Annotated in this window: 15 protein-coding genes and 1 pseudogene; 8 read left to right on the forward strand and 8 right to left on the reverse strand. The window is 53.0% G+C overall.

Annotation, left to right across the window (positions count from 1 at the left end; genetic code table 11):
• Positions 1-16 precede the first annotated feature (16 nt).
• From AC2FH6_RS10665 to AC2FH6_RS10690, 6 genes are all read left to right on the forward strand, one after another.
• Entirely contained in the window at positions 17-733 is a 717-nt protein-coding gene (locus AC2FH6_RS10665; protein ID WP_496702481.1) for a glycoside hydrolase family 25 protein, read from the forward strand.
• Positions 734-1,037: 304 nt separating this feature from the next.
• Positions 1,038-1,937 (forward strand): type IV pili methyl-accepting chemotaxis transducer N-terminal domain-containing protein, encoded by a 900-nt coding sequence (locus AC2FH6_RS10670; RefSeq protein ID WP_496697220.1) that lies wholly within the window; start codon positions 1,038-1,040, stop codon positions 1,935-1,937.
• A 216-nt stretch (positions 1,938-2,153) separates the two neighbouring features.
• Positions 2,154-3,767 carry a phosphate ABC transporter substrate-binding/OmpA family protein gene (locus tag AC2FH6_RS10675; protein ID WP_496697221.1) on the forward strand — a complete coding sequence of 538 codons (1,614 nt, stop codon included), beginning with the start codon at positions 2,154-2,156 and terminating at the stop codon, positions 3,765-3,767.
• An 82-nt stretch (positions 3,768-3,849) separates the two neighbouring features.
• Entirely contained in the window at positions 3,850-5,487 is a 1,638-nt protein-coding gene (locus tag AC2FH6_RS10680) for an OmpA family protein (RefSeq protein WP_496702484.1), read from the forward strand.
• Positions 5,488-5,588: 101 nt separating this feature from the next.
• Positions 5,589-7,409, forward strand: coding sequence for a serine/threonine protein kinase (locus AC2FH6_RS10685; protein ID WP_496702486.1), 1,821 nt, complete (start codon positions 5,589-5,591; stop codon positions 7,407-7,409).
• 175 nt (positions 7,410-7,584) lie between these two features.
• Positions 7,585-8,406 carry a PP2C family protein-serine/threonine phosphatase gene (locus tag AC2FH6_RS10690; RefSeq protein WP_496702488.1) on the forward strand — a complete coding sequence of 274 codons (822 nt, stop codon included), beginning with the start codon at positions 7,585-7,587 and terminating at the stop codon, positions 8,404-8,406.
• Positions 8,407-8,506: 100 nt separating this feature from the next.
• Here AC2FH6_RS10690 and AC2FH6_RS10695 read toward each other — a convergent pair whose 3' ends face one another.
• Positions 8,507-9,019: a cold shock domain-containing protein gene (locus AC2FH6_RS10695; protein ID WP_496702490.1), complete on the reverse strand. Its 513-nt coding sequence runs from the start codon at positions 9,017-9,019 to the stop codon at positions 8,507-8,509.
• A 447-nt stretch (positions 9,020-9,466) separates the two neighbouring features.
• Here AC2FH6_RS10695 and AC2FH6_RS10700 point away from each other — a divergent pair, with 447 nt between their 5' ends.
• Positions 9,467-9,763 (forward strand): hypothetical protein, encoded by a 297-nt coding sequence (locus tag AC2FH6_RS10700; protein ID WP_496702388.1) that lies wholly within the window; start codon positions 9,467-9,469, stop codon positions 9,761-9,763.
• Positions 9,764-9,912: 149 nt separating this feature from the next.
• On the opposite strand, the gene AC2FH6_RS10705 is transcribed toward AC2FH6_RS10700, so the two are convergent.
• From AC2FH6_RS10705 to AC2FH6_RS10725, 5 genes are all read right to left on the reverse strand, one after another.
• Complete coding sequence (locus AC2FH6_RS10705; RefSeq protein ID WP_496702492.1) at positions 9,913-10,536, reverse strand: class I SAM-dependent methyltransferase; 624 nt, start codon at positions 10,534-10,536, stop codon at positions 9,913-9,915.
• Between the two features lie 9 nt (positions 10,537-10,545).
• Complete coding sequence (pssA, locus tag AC2FH6_RS10710) at positions 10,546-11,292, reverse strand: CDP-diacylglycerol--serine O-phosphatidyltransferase (protein WP_496702493.1); 747 nt, start codon at positions 11,290-11,292, stop codon at positions 10,546-10,548.
• Between the two features lie 12 nt (positions 11,293-11,304).
• The gene (locus AC2FH6_RS10715; protein WP_496702494.1) at positions 11,305-11,979 is read right to left on the reverse strand and encodes a phosphatidylserine decarboxylase; all 675 of its coding nucleotides are present in this window, start codon (positions 11,977-11,979) and stop codon (positions 11,305-11,307) included.
• Positions 11,980-12,326: 347 nt separating this feature from the next.
• Positions 12,327-13,760, reverse strand: a complete 1,434-nt coding sequence (locus AC2FH6_RS10720; RefSeq protein ID WP_496702496.1) for an NCS1 family nucleobase:cation symporter-1 — start codon at positions 13,758-13,760, stop codon at positions 12,327-12,329.
• Positions 13,761-13,982: 222 nt separating this feature from the next.
• A complete protein-coding gene (locus tag AC2FH6_RS10725) occupies positions 13,983-15,440 on the reverse strand; it encodes an NCS1 family nucleobase:cation symporter-1 (protein ID WP_496702379.1) in 1,458 nt (485 codons plus the stop codon).
• Between the two features lie 109 nt (positions 15,441-15,549).
• Between AC2FH6_RS10725 and AC2FH6_RS10730 the strand changes: the two genes are divergently transcribed.
• Positions 15,550-16,116: a recombinase family protein gene (locus tag AC2FH6_RS10730; protein WP_496691418.1), complete on the forward strand. Its 567-nt coding sequence runs from the start codon at positions 15,550-15,552 to the stop codon at positions 16,114-16,116.
• Positions 16,117-16,162: 46 nt separating this feature from the next.
• Here the strand turns inward: AC2FH6_RS10730 and AC2FH6_RS10735 are convergent, their stop codons facing one another.
• Positions 16,163-17,116, reverse strand: a complete 954-nt coding sequence (locus AC2FH6_RS10735) for a helix-turn-helix transcriptional regulator (RefSeq protein WP_496702498.1) — start codon at positions 17,114-17,116, stop codon at positions 16,163-16,165.
• Between the two features lie 454 nt (positions 17,117-17,570).
• Positions 17,571-18,037: pseudogene (locus AC2FH6_RS10740) on the reverse strand (IS6 family transposase); the annotation flags it as partial.
• Positions 18,038-18,128: the final 91 nt, after the last annotated feature.

Genomic DNA, 18,128 nt, shown 5'->3' on the forward strand with positions numbered 1-18,128 from the left:
AGAAAAGGCCGATCTGATGGCATGTAGGCTGGGCAAAATTGTAAGGTCGTTTCGCAAACCATCGGGTCAGATTCCCAAAGCGGCGCCAGATAAGGCGCAGGCAAAAGGGATAGATGTCAGTGATCATCAGCGGGATATCAACTGGCCGCAAGTCGCAGCCTCGGGTGTTTCTTTTGCGCTGATAAAGGCGACCGAAAGCGTCAGCATCAAGGATGCGTATTTTCAGCCAAATGTACTGGGCGCGAATGAGGTGGGTATCCTGTGCGGGGCCTACCACCTGCTTCACATCAGCCACCCGGCCAAGCCACAGGTCACGAATTTTGTCGATGCAGTGCAGGCTGTTCTTTCGAAAGGCCCGGTTGGAAAATCCGGCCTTCTGCACCTGCCATTTACACTCGATCTTGAAGGCGTCCCGACGGCACAGGGGGCCGCCTATCGAAGCCTCGCGCTGGAATGGCTTACCAGCGTTCAGAGAGCTTTCGGAACGGTTCCGATGGTATATGCCAATCTGAACACCTGGGAGACCGAGCTGACCTCGGGTTTCGGGAACTACCCGGTCTGGCTGGCAGAATACGCAGCCAGACCCGCACCCAATGCGCCGCAATGGGAGTTTTGGCAGCATTCTACGAACGAGCGAGTGTCCGGAATTGCCCCAGAGGTTGATTTGGACGTGTATCGCGGATCGGTTCAGCAACTGAAGGCGCAGTACGGGGTGCGAAGTCGAAACTTATAATTGTCACAGTTCGATTAACCAAAATGTTCAGTTGCTAGCTTGGGCAAACCCAAAAACGGTGGTGCAATTCCACAATGGATTTGTGTGATCCCGGTTGGTTAGGATTGTTTTTGACCTGTCGTATGCGTCGAACAAAATGGCCCATCTACCTTATGAATCACCAGTTCTGGCTCGGTTTGGGTGACGTTGCGTAAGTCCCGAAATCAACACAATTTGATCTTGGGCGTTCCACATTGCCACCTGAAAGAAGAGGTCACGTTCGAATGTGGTGGGTTAAATGTGAACAGGGGTAAGGTTAACTGCAATGAGAATGAATCGACGAGTCTTCGTTAACTGCGCATCAGTCGCGACAGTTGCGACATTATTGCCAGTGGGGGGAAATGCACTGGCAATGGCCGCAGGTCAGGTAGCACACCGTATACTGGCCGCGGATAAGCTGAGTTTCCTCACAGAGAAGGTCGCCAAAGCCGTTGTGCTTTTGAGCCTCGGTGCTGAGGTGGAAAAAGATCTTGCAGAGCTGCAACATGCTCATGATGAGTTCGACAACATCCTTTTGGGGTTCCGCGAAGGCAAAGGGTCTTCGGGTGTGGATCGCGAAAGGTTTGTATCCGTCAACAATGCTCTGAAAGAGGTAGAGACGCTTTGGGCGCCCTATCGTACAGCAGTTGAAGAAATCATCGCGGCCGGGTCGGTTGATGACGAACATCTTCATATGATTGTCGACAATGACGAGGTTCTGGAAAAGGCCTGTCACCATGTTGTTCGCAAGCTGGAAGAAGCTTACGGGGACGTGGACATTGATCTGGCGCTTGCGATTGCGCTGGACTTTGCGGGTCGCCAACGAATGCTGACGCAGAAAATCTGCAAAGAGATCGCTCTGGCTGCCACAGGCAAAGACACTGTTGAGCACCACGAGAAGTTCAAAAAGAACGCCAAGAAGTTTGGTAAGATCGTGGATGTGCTGATCGAAGGTGGTAGCAGTTCGATAACAATCGCCAAACCGCCAAGCAAAGCTGCGCGTGAAGCATTGACCGAAGTGCAGACGCATTGGGTCAAGTTGCAGCCCGTCGTCGAACAGCTGGACGGTGTTGATGTTCCGAATGTCGCAGATGTAACCCATTTCTGCGCCGAGATGGACGTTCTTGAAATCGAAGCCGAAAGGGCCGCGCTTCTGTACGAAGAGGCAATCAAGCTCGATTCCTGATCACCATCAGCGGCTTGGGCAACGCCTGGGCCTGAGTTCGGGGATATTTGCAATCCAAGGCATTGCAATCACCGAGAAACTGTAAATCGCGCGATTTGGCTCATTCACCTCTGCAACGCATATCCACAAACCGCAGTGCAGCCACATTCGCGTCTTTTGATGCACAAAAACATGCATCAAAAAAACACCAAATGAGTGCTAACTCGAGGAGTTAAGATGTTAAATTCGACATTCCAGCGGCTGTTCGCCGCCTCTGTAATCACAGGTTGTATCACCACAGGCTCACTCGCGCAAGAGGTGCGTCTGGTCGGAAAAGACAGCAATATCGATGTTATTGGCAATCTTTTGTCGTCGAAAGACGGGAAATATCTGGTCGAAACCGATATTGGCGAGTTTGTGATCAACCAGGATCTTGTGACCTGTGAGGGCGAAGCCTGTCCGACCGAACAGACATACGTCTATGATCTTGAGATTTCCGCACCGGACGAAATCGCCGAAGTTCTGGTTCCGATTATTGCCGAGGGCTATGCCGCGGTCGCGTTGGAAGCCGAAGCCCAGCTGTATGACGAAAACGGTGAACCGGTTGATACCGAGACTGTCGATGTGGGCGACCACAAGTTTGGCGAAGAACATGACTTTGCCTTGGTGCTGAACGATCTGGAAGGCGACGACGTTGCCACGTTCGGCATTCATACGGCGAATGGTGCGCGCTTGTTCGAGCGGATGGCCAAGAAAGACGCGTCGATCATCTTCTCGGAAACACCGGCCGGTAAAGCGGATCGTTCAATCGTATCCGAAGGCGGTGGTGGAAATCTGCGCGATTTCGATCAGGAACGCGTCATTGCCGTGGACGGATTTGCGATGATCGTGAACCCTTTGAACCAGATCCCTGATCTGAGCGTTAAGCAGGCGCGCGATATCATGTCCGGCGACATTACAAACTGGTCCGAGGTTGGCGGGTCCGATGCGCCCATTCACGTGTATTCCTTCGACCCTGACACCGAGGCTTATCACCACATTGAAAAGCTTCTGTTCAAAAAGTCGGACAAATCTCTGACAACTGAATCCAGTATCGTCCATGACAGAACCGAATTGACGACCGCGATCATGGAAGATGTCGCTGGCTTTGGTATCGTGAACTATGCGGCCAAGCGCTCGGCGCGCGCTGTTCCGCTGCGCACAACCTGCGGGATCATTCAGGACCCGAGCACCTTTAACCTCAAGACCGAAGAATACTATCTGCAGGAACGGGTTGTGGTCTACAACCGCGCGGATATCGACGGCTATGCGCGTGAATTGGTTGATTTTCTGGACACTGACGGGCTGGATGGACTGGTTGCAAAGGCTGGATATATCGACCTGTCGATCACAGCGGACAGTCAGGAGCGAGCTTCTGAACGGCTGGCGGCCGAGCTTGAAGAAGGTGAAAATGAATACGAGGCCGAACTGGTCGAGAGCCTTCTGAAAAACATGAATACCCATGATCGTCTTTCGACAACGTTCCGTTTTGCGCCCGGCTCTAAGCGTTTTGACAACAAGGCCGAGCGGGATTTGGCACGGATGATCAAATACCTGGGTGAGAGCAAACCAACCGAGGTCGTTATCGTTGGGTTTACAGATAACAAAGGCCCCTTTGACTCGAACCTGCTGATTTCGCAGGAGCGCGCCGAAGCCGCATTGGATCATCTGATCGAAGTGGCAACGGGTGGCGAGCTTGAAGGCATAACGCTGAAGGCATCCGGATACGGCGAGCTGGAACCCGTGGCCTGCAATGACAGCCCGCGTGGCCGCGCAATCAACCGCCGTGTTGAAGTGTGGATCAAAGAATAATCACATGATTGGAAGCCGCGGCCATTGTGCTGCGGCTTCCGCGTCACGCGTTAAAATTTATCCGGGGTTTTAGACGAGTATGATGAGTTTGTCCAAATACGCAGCTGCAGCAGGCTTTGTGGTCATTGCTTCTTTGGGGCACGCGCAGGATGTCACGCTGACCGCGAAAAACGGGTCCAGGTCGGTGACAGGTGAGCTGGTAGATATCCAGCCAGGGAAATTCATTGTCCGTTCCAATGTTGGTGTGCTTTCTCTGAACGCGTCTGAATTTCTTTGTCAGGGTTCAGGCTGCCCGAAAAGCCTGCCTTCGGATACCGACATGGTGGTTTCTGGCGCAGGAGGTTTGGCGGATATCCTCCTTCCTCTTGTCGTAGATGGGTTTGCCTCCGAGCGGGAACTGTTCTCGGACACCTTTGATCTGCAGGGTGTACCACTGGGAGAGCAGCACGGATTTGACACAGATGCCGGCAAGGTTTCGACGATCGAAGGACGAAAGGCCTTTGATATCCTGATCACCGATGACGCGGCTGAACCGGTTCACAATATCCTTGTCAAAGAAGCAACCGGGCAGGACTTGTTCGAGTCTCTCATTGCCGGTCAGAGCGATTTGATTATCAGCGAGGAGCCGGTTTCAGCTGAAATGTACCGAAAGGCCAGGAAGAGTGGTCTTGGCGATCTTACAGCTTTGCAGCAAGAGCATGTGCTGGCGGTTGATGGCTATACGGCTTCGGTCAATCCTGGAAATGGCACGAAGGCTCTGACGGTTGAGCAGATTTCGCAGATATTATCCGGTGAAATTACCAACTGGAAACAGCTCGGCGGCCCGGATCAAAATATCAACGTCTACTCGCTGCCCAAATCCTCTGGGGCGTTTCACCGAATTGAGGGTTTGATTCTGTCTCCATTTGGGCGTGAGTTGTCCCCCGGTGCCGAAATCGTAAATTCTGATCGCGCACTTTCCCGTGCAATCGAATCCGACCTGTATGGCTTTGGTGTCATGCGGTATTCTACGATCCGCGATGCGAGGGCGGTGCCTCTGCTCAGCGAATGTGGCATTGTCCATCTGCCAAACCAGTTTTCGATGAAAACCGAAGAATATGGGCTACAAAATCGGGTGACCGCCTATAACGGTCGCGATTCCGGAAGCTTTACCACAGCTTTGGTGTCCTTTTTGGATAGTCCTGAAATTGACGGGCTGGTTTCAAAGTCCGGGGTCACAAGCTTGTCTGTTGTCGAACAGGAAGAGGACGCAAAGTTCGAACAGCTGAAGGCGAGCATCGAAGCCATGGCGGTTTCGGCAAATTCGGCTGAGATACGGTCCTATGTTGCGGAAAAATTAGCGACCAGGCGCCTTTCAACGACGTTCCGTTTTGCGCCCAGCTCGTCCAGCCTGGACAACAAGGCGAAGCGGGATATCGCCCGAATTGCTGAATATATCCGGGATGTCGAACCCTATAAGATCGTTTTGGCCGGTTTTGCCGATGCCGGCGGCAGCTTTGGCAAAAACCGTCAGCTTTCGTTGGCGCGCGCCAAAAAGGTGCTCCAAGAGCTGAACAAAACCATCGAACCAAATGGCACTTTGGTCGAGGTGCGTGGTTACGGGGAAATGGCCCCGGTCGCGTGCAACACCAACTCGATTGGCCGTGCTAAAAACCGCCGTGTCGAAGTTTGGAGCGAACTAGAACGGCCCGATGCCGGAGTAACCGCATGGGGAGAGTAAAGCATCATCCCCAGGTTCCTGACACCACTTTTGTACAGATTTTGTGAGCAACAATAGGCCGGCACCGGAACCAGCTGACCAAGGTAGGGTAAATATTTCCAATGGTACAACCAGTCCACTCAAACGAACATTTCCCGGACGAACTCGCTCCGGGCACCCGGCTATTGGCCGGCCAATACACGATTATTCGATTTCTCAACAGCGGCGGTTTTGGCATCACCTACTTGGCCAAAGACAGCCTTGAGCGCACGGTCGTGATCAAAGAGTGCTTTCCCGAGGCAATCTGCAGACGGAGCCAAACGGCCGTTCGTCCCCGTTCACAGTCTCATACATCTTCCTATGAGGCACTTGTCAGGTCATTCGAAACAGAAGCGCGCAATCAGTCGAAGCTTGTGCATCCGAACATCGCGGGTGTGCACCAGGTGTTCCGGGACAACGAAACCGCCTATATGGCGATCGATTTCATCGAAGGCAAAGACCTTCTGGATACGATCGATGAGCGCGGCATCTTACCTCCGGAAGAAGTGAAAAACCTGCTGCGTACCACGCTCAAGGCGATTGGATTCATACACAGTAAGGGCATGCTTCACCGGGATATCTCGCCGGATAATATCTTAATCGACAAGGATGGCGAGCCCGTGGTGATCGACTTTGGTGCCGCGCGCGAAAGTGCAGCTAAATCCGACCGGGCCATGTCGATGTTGCGTGTCGTCAAAGAAGGGTATTCACCGCAGGAGTTCTATCTACAGGGCGGTGAGCAGGATCAATCCAGCGACCTTTATGCTTTGGCAGCTACGTTTTACCATGTCATCAAAGGGTCCGCTCCGCAGGATAGCCAAACCCGTCTTGCTGCCTTGGCCCAGAAGGGTACGGATTGTTACGATCCACTAGAAGGCGCCGTAGAAGGTTATCGCCCCGCTTTCCTCAGGGCGATAGACCGCGCTCTCAGCATCCCACCCGAAGACAGATTCAAGTCCGTGCAGGAATGGCAGGACGCGATGGAAGAAAAGATGCCGATCGAAGCAAAGCCCGTTTTGGAATCTGCTGTCGAATTCAACGATACGGTTTCAGTCAACAAGAAGCCATCGCGTGGTCGGTCAGGTCCCATTGCCCTGGTCGCGCTTATCGCCATCGGACTGGTCGGAGGCGCCGGATATTATTTCAGTCAGGGTGGAGAATCCGGGCAGGGTGAAACGATGGTCGCTGAAACCAATGCGCCAGTAGTCGCCGAACAGGCCAAAGAAACTGTGGTTGCGACGGCGGTCGAGGCCACGCCTGCCGCTGTCGAGCCCGTGGCGGAAGTTGAAACTCCGGCCCCGGCTTCGCCCGGCGTAAATTGGATCAGTTGGACCGGCCCCGCCGTTGATTTGCCTTTCACGACTGTCACAACAGCGCAGCCACAGGGCAGCTTTTCCATGGTCACCCTTGTGCGCTCTGATCTTGATCAAGCGGCAACGGAATGGCTGAAATCCGGAACAATCATTTATGTGGTAAATGGCAATCTGGTAGTGGATGACGCCTCAATTATTCGTGCGATCCAGTCCAGTCAGACCGCATCGGATAGCGGTCAAATATCTGTGGACTTGCGGATTAGAACCGACGCCGACAGTCCGGTTACCGAACAGACCTTAAACGTCCAGATCGGACATGTGGTCGAACTGGCCAATGGCACTCAGTTCATTACCGTCAGTCAGGGAAATGGGAAGTGGATCACCAAGGTTCTGCGCGCACCATCATCCGTCGTGCCTGTCCGCGTCGGCGACATTGTTGTGTCCGAAGCCACTTCGCAAATCGCGGTTGAAGGTGAAAACGACATAGCGCGCGTATTTGAGGAACTGACCAAAAATGGTGTGGAACTTGCGCAGCTGACAATTGCTCGAGATGGAGAATTGCAGGCTGTGGATCTGCCGCTCAATCCCTGATGCCTTCATGACCTGTGGTATCGGGTGGTGCCTGATCCGCCAGTAGCGGTCGCATTGGAGCTTTGATTGTCGCCTTTCATGTTTTGGTCCAGATCATTGAGAAGCCCCAGCACTGCAGGAAAGTACAGAATTTATTTGGAAGGGTTTTCTTCTTTCACTTTCGGAGAGATTTCTTATGCAGATTGGAAATGCCTTAAAACATCTGGCACGGGAACGTGCTGTCGAATTGTTTGACGTTGCGATAGCGATCAACCAGGGCGCACGTGACTATCAGGAAGATGCCATTCTGACCGAAATCCCGGCCGGATCCGATTTCGGAATTATTGTTCTGTCCGACGGTATGGGGGGGCACGCAGCAGGTGATGTTGCATCGAACCTCATCGTCCATGCGGTGATGAACTGCTGGAGATCCGCCGGCCTGAGCTGTGAGTCATCGAATGCTGAGGTCACAGATTTCCTTCAGCGCGCGACCCAAGAGGCAAATAGCCAAGTTCACCTTGCCAGCATCAAAGAGCACAAAACCAAAGGCATGGGGGCGACTTTGGTTGCGCTGGTCTGCATCCAAGATCGTGTGTTTTGGCTTTCGATTGGGGACTCGCCGCTCTATCTCTGGCGTGACCAAAAGCTGATGCAGCTGAATGAGGATCACTCGATGGCGCCTCAGATAGATATGATGGCGAAACTGGGAATGCTGGACCCCGAAGCCGCGCGCTGTCATCCCGACCGGAACACGCTTATATCTGTCGTTTATGGCGGGGATATTGCCAAATTGGATTGCCCCGCTGATCCGCTGATACTTTGTGCCGACGATATTCTGATCGTCGCCTCCGATGGCCTTCAATTTCTACGCAATGATGAAATTTTGGATGTTGTCACGCAAGATTGCGAAAAGCGCAGCGCTGCTATCGCGCAAAACCTGATGGGGGCTTTGACAAAGTTGAACCATCCTGATCAGGACAATGTGGTGTTTTCGGTGGTGAAGTTCGGCGCGCCGTAAGGCCCAGCAGCTTTGGCGATGAAGATGGGTCTGGGCAATTTTCGGGCGCTAAATCCGTGTTTGCGATGCACTTTGGCTGCCGACTATTCTCGGGACTATTTCATGTCCAGGCCTGAACCGAAACCACAACTCTGCCGCCGGGTTCATCGCTCACCTCAACGCCCAATGCCTCTCCGACGCTCACCAATCCAAGACCGGCTTCTGCTAGTGTGTTTGCGTGCAAAAAACAGTCCCTGCCGTCATTGAAAACATTGACGAACCCATAGTTCTTTTCCTGACTAAACCACTTGACCCTGGCCGGCAGAACCGAGGTCGAGGCTATCTGCCGGGAGGCATTGCCATTCTGCTTTGCCGCTGCGGGGGCGGCTTCTGACTGGATGCGCAGGATTTCGACAATTTGGAACCCCTTTGTCGCTTCGCGTGTCAGTGCCTCTACCGTGCATCCAGTGGCGATTGAGGTCTGGCCGAAATCGTGCAGCGCACTTTGATGCAGCAAAGCATCCTTGCCGGTCACAGAGCAGGTTAAAAAGCCATAGCCTTTTTTAGCCGAAAACCACTTCAATGTTCCTGTGATGTGCCCCAGTGAAACATCACCTAGTCTTGATCCGTCCATAACCGTTTACCATTAAGCGTCACAACCTTCGCCTGCAAACCTGATCAGTAAATGTGGTATTTATTAGTCATGTTTAAAAATATCTGCCTGACGCAAAGTCAAATTTGCAGTTGCTATTCCCGGGCGCCGAGCCGCGTGTGATCTGAGCGACCGGGTCAGAGCAAGCGTGCAGATATACCGCTCTAATTGGCTCAACCCGATTCCTCGCGGGTTTCGAATGAGTCTCTCGCTCCCGGGACACGCAAGGTCATAGAAACTTGCGGCGGTTTCTCTGAAAACCGCTGTGTATAGGTAATTGAGAACGACCCCATTGCTCGGGTTACAACGAAAGTCTCCGGCGTCGAGGTGGCGTGAGGGTCTGGATTTCTGAAGGTGTTGTGCAGAACTGGGCGTCACCTCGACGCAAGTAAGCCGATCACCTTCATAGTGGACATCACGGGTCTGAAAATGCGTAGCGGCGACGGTTGGCATGAAGAAAAGCACGGCATCAGGAAAGCCCGCAAAGCCTGGCGCAAGCTGCATATCGGGCTTGATCCGGAAACCGGCGATATCCCCGCAGCGGAGGTGGTCACGGAACATGTGGGCGAGAAACTGCGGCCAGATCTGCTCACCGATGTTGATGCCGATGTGAGCCGGTTTCTGGCGGGTTGTGCCTACGACGGCCATGGAGATCCGAGGACAGTAGCAACCCCTGCATCGAAATTCGCGAAGAAATTGAGCAACAGCAATGAAAACACACCGTAAAAAGCTGAAGACACCGCAAAACGGTTTGGTAGCAAAGCGTTGTGGCTACACGAAGAAGCATCGTAAGCTAAATTTTTTTTAAATATCGAGGAAAGCTGGTGTTTCTCAGTTTCCTGTTTGCAGCCGTACCAAGTTCTTTCACCGAACCGTTACGTGACAACTGATTTTTTCAGTACCAAAAATGTCATCATCCCCAGAGGTGGAAGGGTTCTTTGCTCCTCTACGGCAAGCGCATCCTCTTGCAGCACTGTTTCAATATCGAAATCAGAATGCCAGCCAATCGTATTTGCGACCGGAGCAATCGCGCGTTCCAAGGATGCGAGCAACCCCCGCTTTCGTTGGAAATGGTTGGTAATCACTACTTTTCCACCCGGTTTACAGACCCGCGCTATTTCCGCCATTACCCTTTCCGGTTCCGGTACGACGGATAGCACGTGCATTGCCGCGACCGTATCGAAATAGTTGTCGGGAAAATCAAGCGTGCGGGCATCCATTTGCCTCAGCTCGACAACATGGTCCAGCGATAGATCTTTTGCTTTGTCGCGCGCCTTTTGCAGCATGTCCTCACTGAAATCGATTCCGGTCACTTGCGTTTCGGGCCCGTAATGTTCCAGCGAAAGTCCGGTGCCGACGCCAACCTCCAGAACTTTGCCTGGACGTCTATTGATAAAATCAACCGCCTGCTGCCGCCCGACATTGGTAACTGCCCCAAACGTCTTGTCGTAGATGGGGGCCCAGCGAGCATAGGAAGTTTGAACGGCTTTGATGTCCATATCGAGTCCTTAACGGTTAGAAGGTATTCCCCTGTCGAGCCACGCCCAGGCGACCGTGCCCACATATCCGAAACAAAGCACAATCAACGTAGCCCAGGCGAAAGTCAGCAATGCGGCCCCCGCAACAGCGACACCGATGAGAAAAAACTTTGCGTTCTCGCGCGAGATTCGCGTCGTCTTGAATGACCAAGTCGGTATTTGGCTGATAAGCAGAAGACCTATGATCACCATATAAAGGCAAATCAATATACTGGGTAGCAAAGGGGCATCGGCGAAGGCGAAGGACAGATACATTGGCAACATGACAAGCAGCGCCCCTGCAGGGGCGGGTACTCCCTCGAAATAGGCCCCATCTTGATCGCAGGTTTCGGATTTGCCGCCCACATTGAACCGGGCAAGTCGCATGACGCAGCACACCGCAAAAAACAGAACCGCAATCCAAGCCGCACTGCGTATATCCTGCAAGGCCCAGAAATAAAGAACGAGCGGTGGGGCGACCCCGAAGTTCAAGAAATCTGCAAGTGAGTCTAGTTCGGCCCCCAGTTTGCTGTCACTGCTGAGAAGGCGCGCAATACGGCCATCCAGCCCATCCAGCACACAGGCGGCAATTATCAACTGGACAGCGAGCACGTAATTGCCCTGAACGCCAAATCTGATTGCTGACAGGCCCGCGCATATGGCCGTTATAGTCAACGCATTGGGCAACAAGTGGATCAGCGCAAACTCGGTCTCTTCCTGTTTGGATGGTTTTCCCACTGATCCAGTTACCTACTTTTCTTCAGGCGTGGGCAAACTGGCAAGGACGGTCTCGCCCGCAATCATCGTTTGCCCTACACGCACTTGTAGGACCACGCCGTCAGGAAGATAAACATCCAGCCGCGACCCGAAGCGGATCAATCCAAATCGTTCTCCAGTTTGCATAGCTGCGCCTGGCTTCACAAAGCAGACGATCCGTCTGGCCACTAGGCCGGCAATCTGGACAACAGCCAGATTCTGACCGTTTTTCATACGAATGCGCAGGCTGTTGCGCTCATTATCAGCACTGGCCTTGTCCAGGGATGCGTTGAAAAACTTGCCGGGGCGATATGCAACAGCGGTAATCTCACCTTCAATTGGCGTGCGGTTCACATGACAGTTGAAGACACTCATGAACACACTGACACGGGTGAGAGGCGTGTCAGGCATTCCAAGCTCGTTCGGCGGCACCGCCGCTTCGATCAGCGAAACCACCCCGTCCGCTGGGCTGACGATCAACCCTTCTCCTGTGGGTGGCACGCGTTCCGGGTCGCGAAAGAAATAGTAGCACCAGATCGTGAGGCCGACACCTATCCAGCCCAGAATGTTAGACAGGAGAAACAGACCGACCGTAACGGCGGCAAAGATCGCGACAAACCGAATACCTTCCGGGTGCATCGGTTTGATGAACGTATCGCGCATGCGCATTGCAATCTTTCCCCTAGGTCAACTGATTGAACTTCATAAGTGGATTGGTAGGGAAGGCAAGTGGGACTATTACGGTGGGCAACGATTGATGGCGGGGTGTTACAATTTGATGGGTTCTACTGACAGCTTTTTTGATGCCCAGGTATTGGGGGTTGGACCAGGCGCCAGATTTTCGCTGTGGCATTCCGCACCGTTATAGATCCCTGATCCATGCAAAAAGCTCCAAATGCTCCATATTGCGATCTCTTTAGCACTCCATTGCAGGCAGCTTTTGGTCAGAGCCACTGTCAACAACCTCAATACCTGATGGCAGGCGGCGCGCCGCCTGCCATCTATCTTCTGAAAGATTAAGTGTTCTTCTTGGCCATAGCGTTATAGATAACACCGCCAAGTATCGCACCGATGATCCAGGCATATCCTGACAGAATTTCCAGTGCTGGCACCCAAACAGTAGCGACCGAGAATACTGAAGCAAAACCAAAGGCAATTAGTGCCGAGTCATTCCAACCGTTACCATAATGGTAGGCACCGCCTTCCATGTTGTAGAGGTCGTCCACATTCAGCTCTTCCTTCCGAATCTTGTAGTAATCTGCGATCATGATCCCAAAGATCGGAGCCAGAGTCGCACCGAGCGTGTTCACGAACCCGGCAATGCCGATATTCGAGATAATGGCCGTCCAAAGACCGCCAATTACCAAGGCAAAGACTGAAGTGGCCAGACCTGCCTGACGGAAGCTGATCTTACCAGGGGCCAGGTTGGCTATGCCATTCACCGCCGGAATGAAGTTCGCGACCAGATTGATGCCAACGGTTGCAGCGAAGAAGGTAATCGCTGCGATGATGGCCAGCAGAACGCTGTCGGTCTTCTCGACGATCTCGGTCGGGTTGATGATTTCTTCACCAAAGACCACGGCGGCACCGCCAGTCGTCAAAAGCGCCAATGCCGAAAAAAGGATCATGTTCAGCGGCAAACCGGCAAGATTACCGGCCTTCATGGATGCCTTGTCGCGGGAATAGCGCGAAAAGTCCGAGAAGTTGATCATCACGGCTGAGAAATAGGCAACCATAGTTCCGAATATGGCGATGAAGCCTTTAACTTCAGATCCAAAGGTTCCTTCTGGGTTGGCGAAGATGGTCGCGGTTGCGCTCAGAAGCTGCCCGTCCGCGCGCTGCCATAGCACGATGACCAAGCCTATCATCACCGCATAGACGAATGGTCCGGCAAAGTTCAGGAATGTCTCGACCCAACCCATGCCGCGCCAGAAAATGACGATATGGAACACCCAAACGAGGAGAAAGGCAAGCCAGTCGATGCCCGTCAACCCTAACATCTCTGCACCACCGCTGATGCCTGTTATCGAACGGATCAACAATGAAAGGGCGGTCGAAGCGAAATAGACCTGAACGCCATACCAGAAGACAGCGACTGTGGCCCGCAATACTGCCGGTAGCTTGGATCCGGTTGTGCCCATACTGGCGCGCGCCAGAACCGGATAGGGGATACCGTATTTTTCTCCGGGCGCGCCGGATAGGTTCACCATCCACATAACGAACAGCCCCGCGAAGATGAGTGCCAGGAAAGCTGTCCAACCCCCAACGCCGTAGGATATAAAGAGTGACGCAACTAGCGAATAGCCAAACAGTGATTGAACATCGTTGGCCCAGATGTTGAAAATCGCAAACGCGCCCCAGGTTTTTTCATTGGGCGTGACCGGATTTAGCGTGTCACCTTCCGGATCTGTAGTACTTGCATTTTTTGCAGTTGTTTCTGCGGTTACCATAATGGTCCTCCCATTTTGCTTTCGGGGGGAAAGCCCCCAAGATTTGCGGCAATAGCCGCCCATCGATTCAAGGTTTGTGGCCTGAACCGTTTCCGTCGCATGGTTGCGACGTTCGTTCCCGTGTCGGCTTGTTGTCTGAGACAAATCAATCCAGTCCGATTGCATGTATTTGCAATCGGTTGCTCTGCCCGTAGGCATCAAACTGGTGGATGTCTCAGCCTATCAGCGCTTTGCAATTGCCCAGTAGAAAACACCTCCAAATCCTGCGCCAATCACCCATGCAAAGCCTGACAGCGTATTCAGCATGGGAACCCAGACTGTGAGTACCGAAAATGTAGCCGGAAGGATGAACGACACGATCGCGGCCATATTCCATCCGTTACTGTAGAAATAGGGGCCGTCGCGGGCCGCCGAAAAAAGCTGATCAACGTCCAGCTCACCGGATTTCACCAGATAAAAATCTGCGATGATGATCCCATAAACAGGTGCCAGAATGGCGCCTAATGTGTTCACAAACCCCAAGATACCGATCTGGCTGATCGTCGATACCCAAAGCCCGCCAATCACCAGCGCGTAGGCCGAGGTAATTATCCCGGCGACGCGGAAATTGATCCGACTGGGCATAAGATTCGCCAGATCGTATGCGGGTGGTATGAAGTTGGCGACGAGGTTGATGCCGACCGTGGCGGCCAGAAATGTCGCCGCCGCCAGGAGTGTTAGTGGCAAGGAATCGACCCTTGCAATTATAGCGGTCGGGTTGGTTAACGCCTCGCCCCAGATTGCGACAGTACCTGCCGTTACAATCAAAGCAATCAGGGAAAAGAAGGCGATATTGATCGGTAGACCGATCAGGTTACCCTTTCGCATTTCATCTTCTGACCGTACGAACCTGGAAAAATCGCCGAAATTGATCACCACGGCCGAAAAATAGGCGGTCATTGTGCCCACGACTGCAGTGAATGCGCCAAGTGAGTTGCCCTTGTAGTCGCCGGTTCCGCGGAAAATAGTGCCGACCTCCAGCCAGAGATCGTTGCCGACTTGGACCCAGATCATGATGGCCAGCGCCACCATCACCGCATACACAAATGGGCCAGCAAAATTGAGAAAACCGACAATCGGATCAATACCGTTCCAGAAAAGTGCAATCTGAAAGGCCCAGACAGCCAGAAAGGCACCCCACTCGATGACGCTGAGGCCCAGAAAGATTGCAGGGCCATTTTCCCCGATCAGTGCGACCATGGCCAAGGCAAGTGCAGTCGATGCAAAATATGTTTGTACACCGTACCAGAAGATAGCCACGACAGCCCGGATGAGGGCAGGGAAATTCGCCCCGCGAACGCCCATGCTGGCTCGTGCCATTACAGCAAATGGAATTCCATATTTGACACTGGGTTTGCCGATCAGGTTGACGAGCCCCATGACAATGAATCCCGCCAACACGATACCCGCAAACACCGCCCAGCCATTCAGCCCGTAAGTCAGGAACAGCGACGCCGCCAATGTATACCCAAACAGCGATTGAACATCGTTGGCCCAGACATTGAAGAGCTCAAACCAACCCCAATCGCGCTTCTCGATAGGAACGGGGGCCAGGTCCTCGTTGTAGAGGCTGGAATCCTTTGTAGCTTCTGTAAGAGAATGCTGCATTTCGTCCCGGTCATTCGCTGCGGCGATTGTCATTGCACAGATTCAGCGCTATTGTCGTGCAGAACTGCGTGCAATAAAACGGTCATAAATGCGTGCAAAAGTCAAGAACTACTGTGATCCAATCCTACGAGACTGATTTAAAATGGTAAAAATCGGATATGCGCGGGTATCATCGAAATGGTACCGAAGTGAGGTTCAACTCAGCGAGCTCAAGCGTCAGGGATGCGACCGCATATGGAGCGATACCGCGCAGGACGGGACCAACCGAGGCGAAACGCTGGAGGAATTTCTGGCGGATGTTTCGGCTGGTGACGTAATCGTCGTGTCTCGTCTGTCTGCGATTGCTGACTCGATCGCAGAGCTATTCAATCTGTTAGAACGGCTTCACGAAAAAGGAGCGGCATTTCGGTCAATGTCTGAACCCTGGATCAATACCGCAGACGGGCGCGCGAGTATGGTCTTGGAAGTACTAGGCGGAGTCATCGACTATGAGCTTGGGTTGGCTGACCTGGAAAGCCGTGCAGTGGAAGATCGGCCCAAATCCTTCGGCCTGAGTAAAGGACGACCGCAAAAACTGAGCGCAACGGAACGCGAAGAGGCGATTTCCCTGCTATCGATGGGCAAGACTGCGGCAGAGATCGGTCGTATGCTGGGTGTGAGCAGATCCACAATCTCTCGGCTCAAGACTGCGCAAGCCGAACCCGGGTAAGAGAAATTATGTGTAATTTGCGCCTCTGCGCTTTTTCAATGCGAATTCAAAGATACCTGACCCACAACCTTTGATCACGGTTACACCCAAGTTCTTCGACCATCTTTTTTGAACTCAAGTTGAACTCTCTCGCGAGGTCTGTGATTTGGGCGGACCGAAAACTATCAGTGTTTCGAGCGAGTCTGCCGTCGTCAAAGGCGATCAACTCATGGGACCTGCCGCCCCAACGGACGATCCCACCGCACAGCCGCTGACGTTCTGGATTGACTATTTCTGCCACGGGGTCGGCAAAGAAATCGCTCCATTTGAGGATACCGGTACTGACAGCTCGGGCAACCGCCTGTTCGATCGTCCGACTCTTGAGCTTGGTAGTGATGGAGGCAATCAGAACATTGATCGTTCTCGAAGCGTGCCGCGTTTTCCTGGCAATGACAGTCGGTTTCAAACCCGACGCGAACATCTTCAACACATCCAGTTCATCCGCAGACAGGGAATCCGATGGAAAGTTGAATACGGTTTCTAGGACATCGAGGGCAAGCAGATGCAGGACCTGCGCTTCCTGGCGTAGGGCAGGGAGCTTTTTCGCGATCAAGGCGCTCCACTCAGGGCGAGCCATATTGGACGTGACGGTAAACACGCCGCGCTCGCCAAAAGGGTTGATCACCGGAATGGAAAGACCGTTTTGTCCCACTCCAAACCTTCTGGCCGCTTGAAAAAGCGCTGCATAGTCGGCTTGGTCGTCGAACACTGCCCAGTCGATTGGTGCGATCATTTGGGCGCCGAAACGAATGAGGGGATCGGCCAGAACGAGATTGTTGTCGACGTAATACTTGACCCATTCCTCTGGAAATGTAGTGCATCCATGAACGACATTATGATGCTTGTCGATGTGGGCGTAGGAGGCGTTTTCAAATCCAAACTTTTGGCAAATTTCCTGAATAAGAGCTTCCCCAGATTCCCAGAGATCCAATTCAGAATTGCCAATATCTGCAATTTTCATAGATCGTCTTTCTGTCCTGCGTTGCCGTCGGGGCGGAGTAGCAACCTAAAATTGAACTAACTATTCGGGAATTCCCGTAGCCATCCGCACATTTGAATACGGGTCTGTTATGGGGACGGTAACAGAGCGGAAACCCGCTGATGAGACACATGAAATTGACTAGCTGGCAGCGCAAAACTCGTCACGGAAAAAACCGTTTTTGTGGTCTTGCGCGGTTCAGTTTCCATAGGTCGTGGGCATCTTGAGCGTGTGATCTAAGCCCATCCGGCGCCATGTATTTCATCTTGTCAGCACGCGGCCAGGAACGAAATTCAGCCTTCATTTCGTCGACATCTGCAGCAGGGCAGGGGAGCGCAAAAAGCGCCGCTAGGGCTATGTGTCAGATAGCGATAAAGCCGTGAGCGATCACCGCGCAGCAAAAAGGTTCCTGAGACGGAACGCAGATGGTGAGATCATGTCGATGGTGATCCGCGTGCGGCGCAAGATCGTAGATTGGCTTGAAATAGCTTCGCAACTTATCCGTGATCACGACACGGGGTTTGCCGAACTGCGAGATCAATCGCTCTAATAACGCCTGGCCGCCTTGGCGTTTCGCTGTGGTTGGACAAGAATATCAAGGGTATTCCCATTCGCATCCACTGCCCGCCAGAGTCGGCATTTCCAACCGTTGATCGGTAAACAACTTAGTGCAAATGCCATTTGTCGGTCGCCTTTGGCCGGTCCCGCTTGATGCAGTCGGCGAAATGACGGCCAAAGCGGTTAACCCTTTGCCGGGCTGACGATTACACTGCGCTCAGCAAGCAAATACTCGACAGTGGCCGTGCTGTGGGCGAAACGGTGATAAGCCCATACGGCTTAGGCGATGATCTCGCAGGGAAAGTGAAAGCCCTTCCGGCGCGGCATTGTCCGTGGCGTTTTCATGATGATCAGTTATCCCGGAGCAATCCCACGATCATCTTTGCAATGCCCTATGAAGCTGTAAACTATCAAATAATCTCTTGTGTTGCCCGAT

This window comes from Ruegeria sp. CDSC045 (assembly GCF_059610725.1).